Here is a 10,691-nt window from a genome sequence, read left to right as displayed (position 1 = left end):
CCGCGGGCGGCGCGACCAGCCAGCCCGTGCCGAGGGTCGGGGTGAGGATCTTGCTGACCGTGCCGAGATGGACCACCACGTCCGGGCCCAGGGCGGCGAGCAGCGGCAACGGCGCGACGTCGTAGCGCAGCTCGCCGTCGTAGTCGTCCTCGACGACCAGGAACCCCTCGCGGCGAGCCCGCTCGACCAGCGCGATCCGCCGCTCCGCGGGCAGGCGGGCGCCGAGCGGGAACTGGTGGGCGGGGGTGCAGTACACGGCGTCCACCCCGGACGGCACGGCGTCCACGCACAGCCCCTGCTCGTCGACGGCGACCGGCACGATCTCCAGGCCCGCCGCGGCGAACGCCCCGACCGCCCGCTGGTACCCCGGCTGTTCCACCGCGATCCGGCCACCGCGCGGCAGCAGGCGAGCCACCTCGGCGAGCGCGCCCGTGCTCCCGCCGGTGGCGAGCACCTCCGAGGTCACCAGTCCCCTGTGCCGCAACAGGTGCTCCGCCACCACGCCGCAGTACTCCGGCAGGCCCTCGTATCGCGGGAGCAGATCCGGCTCGGCGTCCGCCGCCGCCCGCCACGCCCGCCGCCACGCGGCCCGGTCGATCACCTCGGTACACGGCACCCCCGGCCGCAGGTCGACCCACAGGCTGTCCTCCGCAACCCCCTGACCGGTCCGGGAGCCCCTGGACTCGGGCGCTGCCGGAGTCCGTCGGACGTCCGGGTGCGGCGGGATCCCCCGCACGAAGGTGCCCGCGCCGACGCGCCCCTCGACCCAGCCCTCGGCCAGCAGCTGGTCGTAGGCCGCCGCCGTCACGGTGCGGCTGACCTGCAGGATCGCCGCCAGCTCCCGGGTCGACGGCAGCCGGTCACCCGCGCGCAGCGCTCCGCCGGACGCGGCGGCCCGCAGCCCGTCGGCCAGCTGGACCGCGAGCGGCCGGGTGCGGTCCAGGGGCGGCAGCGCGGGGACATCCATGAATGGCCTTCCCGATTCGACGGAGATTGGCCGTTCCAGGATGCCACCGACGCACCCAGACTGAACAGCGTGACGCTCTCTCCCACCCCCAGAACCACCGTCGGCCGCCTCCGGGACCGCGGCGCCACCGACCGCGCCGCGCTCTACGACGTCCTCGACACCGGCCTCGTCTGCCACGTCGGGTTCGTCCGCGAGGACGCGCCGATCGTCCTGCCCACCGGCTACGGCCGCATCGACGACACCCTCTACCTCCACGGCTCGACGGGCGCGCGCTGGCTCCGCGAGGGCCCGGTGTGCGTCACCGTCACCCACCTCGACGGGATCGTCTACGCCCGCTCGGTCTTCCACTTCTCGATGAACTACCGCAGCGCCGTCGTCCTCGCCGACGCCCGGAAGGTCACCGACGAGGCCGAGCGCTGGGCGGGGCTGGAGGCGATCGTCGAGCACCTCGCACCGGGCTCCTGGGGCTACGCGCGGGTGCCGTCCAAGCGGGAGATGGCGGCCACAGTGGTCCTCGCGGTCGACCTCGCCGAGGCGAGTGTGAAGATCCGCACCGGCCCGCCCGGGGACGACGCCGAGGACATCACGGACGAGGTCTGGGCAGGCGTGGTGCCCCTGACCAGCACCTACGGCGCCCCGGCGGCCGACACCCACGTCCCGACGGGCGCAACTCCCCCTCTGCACGTGACCTCCCGCCACTGAACGAACGGCACCCTCGCTCACACCTAGTGAGCGAGAGTGCCGTTCGCTACTCCGGGTCGTGGTCCGCACCGCCCCCTCCCGTAGCCTCGCGTCGCGTGAGCACGTCGTACCCGCCCGCCGAGCGCCTGGACATCGTGGAGGACCTCCACGGGCATCCCGTGGCCGATCCCTACCGCTGGCTGGAGGATCCCGCCGACCCGCGGACGGTCGCGTGGTCCGCCGCACAGGACTCGCTCGCCCGCTCCGCCCTGGACGCCCTCCCCGGTCGCGACCGGTTGGAGGAGCGGCTGCGCTCGTACCTCTCGTCCGGGTCCCTCTCGGTGCCGCTGTGGCGGGCCGGGCGGGCGTTCTTCTCGCGGCGGGAGCCGGGGCAGGACTTCGCCGTCGTGTACGTCCGGGAGGCGGACGGCACCGAACGCGCCCTGCTCGACCCGATCGCCATGGACGCGGCCGGCCTGACCACCCTGGACACCTGGGTGCCGGACCTGGAGGGCGCGCGGATCGCCTACCAGGTCTCGCGGGGCGGCGACGAGCAGTCGGTCCTGTACGTGCTCGACGTCGCCACCGGCGAGACCGTCGAGGGCCCGATCGACCGCTGCCGCTACTCGTCGGTGGCGTGGCTGCCGGGCGGCGCGGAGTTCGTCTACGTCCGGAAGGTCGCCGAGGGTGAGGTGCCCGCGGGCGAGGAGGACTTCCACCGCCGGGTCTGGCGACACCGCGTCGGCACGTCGCCGGACGCGGACGTGCTGGTCAGCGCGCCGGGCCTCTACGAGGGGCACACCTACTACGGCGTCCGGGTGTCCCGGGACGGCCGCTGGCTGGTCGTGACCGCGAACGTCGGGACCGCCCGCCGGGACTCGGTCTGGGTCGGCGAGGTCGGCGGCGAGCTGGTCCCCGTCCTGACCCAGGAGGACGACGTCCAGGCCACCTGCTGGGTCGAACGCGACGACAGGCTCTACGTCCACACCACCGACGGGGCCCCGCGCTGGAGGCTCGCCGTCGCCGACCCCGCCGCACCGCAGCGGCGGAACTGGCGCGAGCTCGTCCCCGAGGACCCCGGATCCGTCCTGCAGGGCGTCCGGTGGCTCGAGACCGAGACGCCGCAGCTGGTGCTCGCCCGCGCGCGACACGCCGTCGCCGAGCTGAGCCTGCACGCCCTCGACGGCACGCGCACCGGCGAGATCCCGTTGCCCGGCAACGGGTCCCTGACCGGCCTCACCGTCGCCGACCGGGACACCCCGCAGCAGCGAGGCAAGGTCTGGATCGGCTGGACGGACCTGGTCACGCCGCCGCAGGTGCACCGGTACGAGCACGGTGAGACGGTGCTCGAGGCCACCGCCCCCGGCCAGGTGGAGCTGCCCGCGGTGCGCTCCGAGCTGCGGGAGTTCACCTCGCGGGACGGCACGACCGTCCGCATGTTCGTGACCACCCCGGACCGCGACGGCCCGTTCCCCACCCTGGTGACCGGGTACGGCGGGTTCTCGATCGCCCGCGAGCCCGCCTACACGTCGTCGGCGCTGGCGTGGGTCGCCTCCGGCGGCGCGTACGCCCTGGTCGGGCTGCGCGGCGGCAGCGAGGAGGGCGAGGCCTGGCACCTCGCGGGCAACCGGGCGAACAAGCAGAACGTGTTCGACGACCTCCACGCGGCCGCCGAGACCCTGCTCGCGGGCACCGCGTCGAAGGTCGCGATCCAGGGCGGCTCGAACGGCGGGTTGCTGGTCGGCGCGGCGCTCACCCAGCGCCCGGAGCTGTACTCCGCCGTGGCCTGCTCGGCGCCGCTGCTGGACATGGTCCGCTACGAGCTGTTCTCCCTGGGCCGCACCTGGAACGACGAGTACGGCACCGCCGACGACGCCGAGGAGCTCGGCTGGCTGCTCGGCTACTCGCCGTACCACCACGTGGAGCCGGGGACCGCCTACCCGCCCACGCTGTTCACCGTCTTCGACTCGGACAGCCGCGTCGACCCGCTGCACGCCCGCAAGATGTGCGCGGCCCTGCAGCACGCGACGACGGGCGGGCCGGTCCTGCTCCGCCGCGAGCGGGACGTCGGCCACGGCGCCCGGTCGATCTCGCGCACCGTCGCGCTGGCCGTGGACACGCTGTCCTTCCTGGCCTTCCACACCGGTCTGGAGATCTCTGTGAGCGAGCTTGCGAGCGAACCATCGGCACAGCGCCTGCGCGAGGCGCCGAGCCCGCGCAGCGGGGGAGAGCGATGAGCGTCGCGAGCGTGATCGTGCCGGAGGCGCCAGCCTGTGCGGCCGAGGCCGGGTCCTGGTGTGCCCGCCTCTGGTCCTGGACCCACGTCGACTTCCTCGCCGACTCCGCCGACGCCCTGATCGGCGGGTCGCTGCGGATCCTGCTGATCGTCGCCATCGCGTTGTTCGTGCGGTGGCTGCTGCACCGCACGATCACCCGGGTCGTGGAGGGGGCATCGAACGGCAAGGTCCACAAGCTCCTCGGCCGGGCACCGAAACGGCTGCGCCCCAACGCCCAGATGTCCGCGCGCCGCGAGCAGCGGGCGCGCACGATCGGCTCGGTGCTGCGGTCGATCACGTCCGCCGTGGTGCTGCTGGTCGCCGCGATCATGGTGCTGGCCGAGTTCGGGGTGAACCTCGGACCGATCCTGGCCAGCGCCGGGATCGTGGGCGTCGCGGTGGGCTTCGGCGCCCAGAACCTGGTGAAGGACTTCCTGTCCGGCATGTTCATGCTGCTGGAAGACCAGTACGGCGTCGGGGACATCGTGGACGTGGGCGAGGCCAACGGCGTCGTCGAGGCCGTGGGTCTGCGGATCACCACACTCCGAGACCACCAGGGCACGGTCTGGTACGTCCGCAACGGCGAGATCCTGCGCGTCGGCAACAAGTCGCAGGGCTACGCCGTCGCCGTCGTCGACCTGCCGTTGGCGCACCAGGCCGACATGACCGAGGCGTCCGACCTCGCGGGCCGGGTCGCGGCGGAGCGCGTGCAGCAGGAGGACATCTCCGACGACGTCCTGGAGGATCCGGAGGTGCTCGGGATCGAGAAGGTCACCACCGACGGCGTCACACTGCGGCTCACCGTGAAAGTGAACCCGGGCAAGCAGTTCGGCGTGCAGCGCGCGCTCAACGCGGCCATCACGGACGCGTTCGACGAGGTGCACATCCCGCGGCCCGCGCCCGTGTCGGGAAGGATGGGGGCGTGAGTTCCCCGCAGGACTTCTACGCCGAGGTCGGCGGCGGACGAGTCTTCCACCAGATCGTCCACCGCTTCTACGAACAGGTCGCCGAGGACGAGGTCCTGCGCCCGCTGTACCCGGAGGAGGACCTCGGCCCCGCCGAGGACCGGCTGCGGATGTTCCTCGAGCAGTACTGGGGTGGCCCACGCACCTACTCCGACCAGCGCGGACACCCGCGCCTGCGGATGCGGCACAGCCCCTTCAAGGTCGGCCCGATCGAGCGGGACGCCTGGCTGCGCTGCATGCGCGTCGCCGTGGACGAGGCCGGGCTCGACGAGCCGCACCGCGCGCAGCTGTGGCAGTACCTCGAGTATGCGGCGGCCAGCATGGTGAATTCCGCGTTCTGACCTAGAGTGGACACTCGTGCGTGACGAGGGTGAATGGTGGGCGACGGCCGTCGTCTACCAGGTCTACGTCCGCAGCTTCGCGGACTCGGACGGGGACGGCGTCGGCGATCTCGCCGGCGTCCGCAGCAGGCTCGGCTACCTGGAGCTGCTCGGCGTCGACGCGCTCTGGCTGAGCCCGGTCTACCCCTCCCCCGGCGTGGACCACGGCTACGACGTGAGCGACCCGCGAGACGTCGATCCCCTCTTCGGCACGCTCGACGACTTCGACGGCCTGCTGTCCGACGCGCGCAGGCACGGCCTGCGCGTGATCGTCGACCTGGTGCCCAACCACACGTCCGACCAGCACGAATGGTTCCGGGCGGCGGTGTCGGCGGCGCCGGGGAGCCCCGAGCGGTCCCGCTACCACTTCCGCCGGGAGCCGAACAACTGGCAGAGCGTGTTCGGCGGCCCGGCATGGACCCGGGTCGACTCCGACTCCGCCCACTCGGAGTGGTACCTCCACCTCTTCGCCCCCGGCCAGCCGGACCTGAACTGGGCCCATCCCGAGGTGCGGGAGGACCTGGAGAAGACGCTGCGGTTCTGGTGCGACCGCGGGGTCGACGGCGTGCGGATCGACGTCGCGCACGGGCTGGCCAAGGCCGAGGGCCTGCCGGACGACCGGCGCCAGCCCGGCTGGACCGTCGTCGAGGAGGACGCCCCGGACCCCCGTTTCGACCAGGACGGCGTGCACGAGGTGCACCGGCTGATCCGCGGCGTGCTGGACCACTACCCCGGGCGGATGGCGGTCGGCGAGGTCATCGTGCGAGACGACGCGCGGTGGAGCGCCTACGTCCGGCCGGACGAGCTGCACCTCGCGTTCCACTTCGGCCTGCTGAACTGCGCGTTCGCGGCGGACGAGATCCGGGAGTGCATCGACCGCACCCTCGCCGCCGCGGGCCCCGCGCCCGCGGTCTGGACCATCGCGAACCACGACGTGCCGCACCCGGCCACCCGCTACGGGAGCGTGGAGCGGGCGCGGGCGATGGCGCTCGTGACGCTCGCGCTGCCCGGCACCGCCTACCTGTACAACGGCGAGGAGCTCGGCCTGCCCGACGTCGACCTCCCGGACTCGGCGCGGCAGGACCCGGCCTTCCGGCTCTCCGGGGGCGCCGAACTCGGCCGCGACGGCTACCGGGTCCCGCTGCCGTGGGAGGGCGAGGCTCCGGGGTACGGCTTCACCACGGGCACGCCCTGGCTCCCGATGCCCTCGTCGTACGGCGAGCTGACGGCGGCCGACCAGCTCGAGGACCCGTCGTCGACCCTGTCGCTCTACCGACAGGCCCTGGATCTGCGCAAACAGCACCCGGCGTTCACCGGCGACCAGGTGGAGTGGTTCGGCGCCCCGGAGGGCTGCCTCGCCTTCCGCCGGGTGGGCACGACCCTGGTCTGCGCGTTGAACACGAGCGACCGCCAGGTCCCCCTCCCCCCGGGCGACGTCCTCCTGACCAGCGGAGACCTCACGGACTGCGGCGACCTCCCCCCGAACACCGCCGCCTGGCTGGCCTGACCGCAAACCCACCCGCGAGTCCCCCACCCCCGACGCGCGAGTCCCCCACTCCCGACGCGCGAGTCGGACACCACAGCCCGCGAGTCCCCCACTTCCGACGCGCGAGTCCGACACTCTCGACGCGCGAATCGGACGCGACCGCCCGCGAGTCCCCCACTCTCGACGCGCGAGTCGGACACGGCGGGCCGCGAATCGGCCTGCCCGAGTGCGCGAGTCGACGTCAGGCCGTCGCCCGTCGGTGCAGGTCGGGATGGGGCACCACCCGGTAGGCCTGCACCGACGCGAACGCCGGCCACGCCCACCCGACGACCACCGCCGCCCAGAGCAGCGCGATCCCCACGCTCCCCGACGACAGCGCGGCACCGCCGAGGAAGCCGACGATCACGACCGCCCCCGCCGCGCGGGACAGCCACGCCCCCGGCAGCCCACCCGCGACGACGAGGGCCGCGGCGGCCAGTGACAGGAACCCGATCCCGCCGAACGCCAGGTGCAGCACCCCGCTCGTGGTCGGCTCCGCGGGCACGCCGGGCGGGAAGCCGTTCGCGGGGTCGGGTGGGAAGACCGCGCTGATCACTAGGCAGAGCGCGTAGACGCCGAGCAGCGCTCCGGTCGCCGTGCCCCGGCGACCGTGCAGGGCTCGCGCGAATCCCAGCGCCGCAGCGCCGACCATGATCCCGGTCAGCACGAGGTTGACCGCCTGCAGCCAGCCGTGGTCGCCGAGCAGCAAGGCACTGAGCGGGTTCCGGGACAACGCGAACCCGTCCCGGGTCAACGCCAGGACCAGCCCGAACACGATGTAGAACGGCCCGGCGACCACACCCCAGCCGAGCAGGGATCGCGTGACCGCGGCCGCGCTGTCGAAGCCCTCGCGTGCCATGACGGCTCCCCAGATCATGCACTTGTCGGTACAGAATTGCCCGACAGAGTGCAGTAGTACACTGTCCTGTGTCAAACAGGGAGGCTCAAGTGCCCACCACGACCGGCGAGGACCCGCGAGTCACCCGCTCGCGGGCGATCATCCTGAGCGCGGCGCACGCGCACTTCGTCGCGAACGGGTACGTCGGGGCGAACGTCGACGAGATCGCGGCCGCGGCAGGGGTGTCGAAGCGCACCGTCTACAACATCTACGGCGGCAAGGAAGCGCTGTTCCGAGCGGTCGTGGACGCGGCCATCACCATCGCGGAGCGGTTCTCGGCGGAGATCGCGGCGGGCATCGGAACGGACGACCTCGAAGGACTCGCGGAACGACTGACCGGTTCCGTGATCAGCGAGCGGGTGATCCCGTTGCGCCGCCTGCTGATCGGCGAGGCCCGCCGCTTTCCCGAGCTCGCCCGCGAGTACTACGACCGCGCCCCGGGGCTGGTGGTGCGCACCCTCGCGCAGCACCTGACCGACCATCCCGGCCTCCGGATCGACGATCCGACGACCGCCGCCGAGCACTTCGCCTTCCTGGTCCTCGGCGCTCCTCTGGACCGCGCCCTGTTCGACGACGAGCTCCGCGATCCCGGCGCCCGAGCACGGGTGGGCGTCGCGGCCTTCCGTCGGGCCTACGGACGCTGACGTACGACGCGATGCCCTGACCCGCTGACGCGTCGAACTCGCACGTCACGGTGTCCGGCTCGCGGGCCATGGTGTCCGACTCGCGGGCCGTGGTGTCCGACTCGCGCGTCGACAGTGGGGGACTCGCGGGTCAGGTGAAGAGCGGGAGGGACATCACCCTCCTGCGGACGACGGCCCCGAAGCGGGCGTCGAGGCGCATCCACGATCCCGTCGCCGACACCCGGACCACCGGTTCGCCCCCCGATCCCGCCCCGGTGTCCGCGCCGCCCAGGAACCCCATGCCGGACAGGGCGAACAAGGCGCGCATCGGGACCGCGACCTTGCCCGGGACGTCCCCGGAGATCGTGAGGACGGTCTGGTCGAGCAAGGAGGCGGGCGGTCCGAGCGGGCCGCCGTGCTCCCGGGCGAGCGTGAGCCCCCGCTCGGTCAGGGCCTCCAGCGCCGCGGCGGGGACGTCCTCGAGGCGGACCCAGCCGTCGTCGGGCGGGAGGTCGGTGAGCCACGGCGCGCCGCCTGGGCCGAGGTCCACCTCGGCGGCCCGCTCCACCTCCAGGGCCGTGAGCAGCGCCGTTCCGATGACGGTCAGCTCCCCGGGCTCCATCTCGCCCTCGACCGAGCGGGTGGCGAGGACCTCGAACGGGGTCGGCGCCCACGCCGTCACGCGGCCGCGACCGGCGCGGAGCCCGACCGGGGCCATGGCGGCGAGCCGCACGAGCCGGGCCGTGAACGCGCCGAGATCGGCGCGTGCGGCCGGGTCGGCGAAGCGGAGGGTCACGACACGGGCTCCGGCACCCAGCGGGACAGGTACTCCCGCTCCGCCTCGGACAGCCGCCGCGGACGGCCCGCCGCGAGATCCACGACGGCCATCCGCGTCGACGCCACGATCGCGACCGGGTCCTCCGCGGCGGGGCCCTCGTGGAGCGCGTAGTCGATCGTGAACGACGCGGCCCGCAGCTCGCGCACCGTCATGTCCACGCGCACGGTGCCCGGGCGGTAGGCCACCTGCCGCTTGTAGTCCACCGTGAGGCCGACGACCAGGGTCCCCTCCGCGAAGGACCCGATCCCGGACGCCGTGAACACCAGGTCGACCCGCGCCTCCTCGAGCAGCGTGACCGCCCGGGCGTGGTTGACGTGGTGGTAGATGTCCTGATCGGTCCACCGCAGCGGGACCTGCGCGACGTAGGGAGCCACGCCGCACAGCGTGTCAGACGACCGCGACCAGGGCGGAGGCCACCTCCACCGGGTACGACAGCGCGTTGAGGTGACCCCCCGGCAGCTCGACGACCGGCAGGTCGAGCCGCTCCCGGGCCACCCGCCGCTGCAGGGGGAGCGGGAAGAGCCGGTCGTCCGTCCCGGCCAGGACGGTGGTCGGCACCTCGGGCCAGGCCGTGAGCGGGAACGGGTCCGCGAACGAGTGGTCGGACTGGTTGCGACCACCCTTCATCAGCTCGGCGCGGACCTCCTCGGGCAGGTCGTGCAGGAAGTCCCGCTCGAGGTCGAAGTCCTCGTACCCGGCCTCGCGCCGGGCCTCCTCCTGGCCGACGGCACCCCACCACTCGCCTGCGGTCTCACCCACCTTCGGGATCATCGGGTTGACCAGCAGCAGGTGCCGCACCGGGATCTTGGCCGCCACCAGCGCCGCGGTGTACGCCCCCATCGACTGGCCGACGACGACGGGCGGCGGCCGGTCCCCGAGGGCCTCCAGCGCGATCGTGACGTAGTCGGCCCAGCCGAGGGACTCGTCGTCCGCCGGGATGTCCACCGGCACGGCCTCGTGCCCGCGGGCGGTCAGCTCGGGCACCACGCGGTACCAGAACGTGGCCTCGCCGCCGGCCCCGGGCAGTAACAGGAAGGTCGCCATGGAGGTAAGACGCACGGGGCGCCCGAAACTCATCGAGCCAGGCTGCGCAGCTGCCTCGACACCACCGACAGCGTGGCCAGGTCCAGCTGCCCGGCACTCGCGATCTCCTGCAGCGCCGTGCGCGCCCGCAGCAGCCGGGACGCGTTGGCCCGCTCCCACTGCTCGATCGTCTCGGCGACCGGTGTGCCGGGATCGGCCACACGGAGCGCGTCGAGCGTGATCGCCCGGAGCGAGCCGTAGAGGTCGTCCCGCAGGGCGAGCCGGGCCAGCTGGTGCCAACGGTCACCGCGCGGCAGGGCGTTCACCGAGCGCTGCGCGATGTCGACGCCGAGATGATCGCCCAGCGCGAAGTGGATGCGCGCGACCTCCTCCGGGTCCCGTGGCTCACCGTCGCGCTCGGACAGCTCCACCAGGTCGACGACGTCGAGCAGCGAGAACGCCGGGATCTGTGTGGCCGCGCGCGCACGCTGCACCGCCTCGGCATCCAGGCCTTC

Annotated in this window: 12 protein-coding genes; 6 read left to right on the top strand and 6 right to left on the bottom strand. The window is 73.3% G+C overall.

What is annotated here, in order from left to right; genetic code table 11:
- A partial coding sequence (locus H5J29_RS09135; protein ID WP_181780487.1) for an aminotransferase-like domain-containing protein occupies positions 1-967 on the bottom strand: 967 nt, incomplete at its 3' end.
- Positions 968-1,036: 69 nt separating this feature from the next.
- Between H5J29_RS09135 and H5J29_RS09130 the strand changes: the two genes are divergently transcribed.
- The 5 genes from H5J29_RS09130 (at position 1,037) to H5J29_RS09110 (ending at position 6,776) form a co-directional block, all read left to right on the top strand.
- On the top strand, positions 1,037-1,669 hold the full coding sequence (locus H5J29_RS09130; RefSeq protein WP_181780486.1) for a pyridoxamine 5'-phosphate oxidase family protein: 633 nt from the start codon (positions 1,037-1,039) through the stop codon (positions 1,667-1,669).
- A gap of 95 nt (positions 1,670-1,764) precedes the next feature.
- Complete coding sequence (locus H5J29_RS09125; RefSeq protein ID WP_181780485.1) at positions 1,765-3,885, top strand: prolyl oligopeptidase family serine peptidase; 2,121 nt, start codon at positions 1,765-1,767, stop codon at positions 3,883-3,885.
- Positions 3,882-4,850: a mechanosensitive ion channel family protein gene (locus H5J29_RS09120; RefSeq protein WP_181780484.1), complete on the top strand. Its 969-nt coding sequence runs from the start codon at positions 3,882-3,884 to the stop codon at positions 4,848-4,850. The genes H5J29_RS09125 and H5J29_RS09120 overlap by 4 nt, the downstream gene beginning before the upstream one ends.
- A complete protein-coding gene (locus tag H5J29_RS09115) occupies positions 4,847-5,230 on the top strand; it encodes a globin (protein ID WP_181780483.1) in 384 nt (127 codons plus the stop codon). Before H5J29_RS09120 ends, H5J29_RS09115 begins: the two co-directional genes overlap by 4 nt.
- Before the next feature lie 16 nt (positions 5,231-5,246).
- Positions 5,247-6,776, top strand: a complete 1,530-nt coding sequence (locus H5J29_RS09110; RefSeq protein WP_181780482.1) for a glycoside hydrolase family 13 protein — start codon at positions 5,247-5,249, stop codon at positions 6,774-6,776.
- 220 nt (positions 6,777-6,996) lie between these two features.
- On the opposite strand, the gene H5J29_RS09105 is transcribed toward H5J29_RS09110, so the two are convergent.
- Positions 6,997-7,653, bottom strand: a complete 657-nt coding sequence (locus H5J29_RS09105) for a DUF998 domain-containing protein (RefSeq protein WP_181780481.1) — start codon at positions 7,651-7,653, stop codon at positions 6,997-6,999.
- Between the two features lie 89 nt (positions 7,654-7,742).
- Between H5J29_RS09105 and H5J29_RS09100 the strand changes: the two genes are divergently transcribed.
- Positions 7,743-8,336: a TetR/AcrR family transcriptional regulator gene (locus tag H5J29_RS09100; RefSeq protein WP_181780480.1), complete on the top strand. Its 594-nt coding sequence runs from the start codon at positions 7,743-7,745 to the stop codon at positions 8,334-8,336.
- A 130-nt stretch (positions 8,337-8,466) separates the two neighbouring features.
- Here H5J29_RS09100 and H5J29_RS09095 read toward each other — a convergent pair whose 3' ends face one another.
- The 4 genes from H5J29_RS09095 to H5J29_RS09080 form a co-directional block, all read right to left on the bottom strand.
- Positions 8,467-9,111, bottom strand: a complete 645-nt coding sequence (locus H5J29_RS09095; protein ID WP_181780479.1) for a DUF8185 domain-containing protein — start codon at positions 9,109-9,111, stop codon at positions 8,467-8,469.
- Positions 9,108-9,527 carry an acyl-CoA thioesterase gene (locus H5J29_RS09090; RefSeq protein WP_181780478.1) on the bottom strand — a complete coding sequence of 140 codons (420 nt, stop codon included), beginning with the start codon at positions 9,525-9,527 and terminating at the stop codon, positions 9,108-9,110. Before H5J29_RS09090 ends, H5J29_RS09095 begins: the two co-directional genes overlap by 4 nt.
- Before the next feature lie 13 nt (positions 9,528-9,540).
- The gene (locus tag H5J29_RS09085; RefSeq protein WP_246393677.1) at positions 9,541-10,230 is read right to left on the bottom strand and encodes an alpha/beta fold hydrolase; all 690 of its coding nucleotides are present in this window, start codon (positions 10,228-10,230) and stop codon (positions 9,541-9,543) included.
- The coding region (locus H5J29_RS09080; protein WP_181780477.1) for an NAD-glutamate dehydrogenase domain-containing protein at positions 10,227-10,691 on the bottom strand (465 nt) is incomplete at its 5' end. The genes H5J29_RS09085 and H5J29_RS09080, both read right to left, overlap by 4 nt.

It is taken from the genome of Pseudonocardia pini (assembly GCF_013870575.1).
Taxonomy (GTDB): Bacteria; Actinomycetota; Actinomycetes; order Mycobacteriales; family Pseudonocardiaceae; genus Pseudonocardia; species Pseudonocardia pini.
The sequence above is the reverse complement of the archived record's forward strand: the minus strand, read 5'-3'. Positions and strand labels throughout refer to the sequence as shown.

Excerpts from the sequence above, each read along its gene's own strand:
- H5J29_RS09120 (WP_181780484.1), top strand. The coding sequence starts at position 3,882 with ATGAGCGTCGCGAGCGTGATCGTGCCGGAGGCGCCAGCCTGTGCGGCC.
- H5J29_RS09085 (WP_246393677.1), bottom strand. The coding sequence starts at position 10,230 with ATGAGTTTCGGGCGCCCCGTGCGTCTTACCTCCATGGCGACCTTCCTG.
- H5J29_RS09105 (WP_181780481.1), bottom strand. The coding sequence starts at position 7,653 with ATGGCACGCGAGGGCTTCGACAGCGCGGCCGCGGTCACGCGATCCCTG.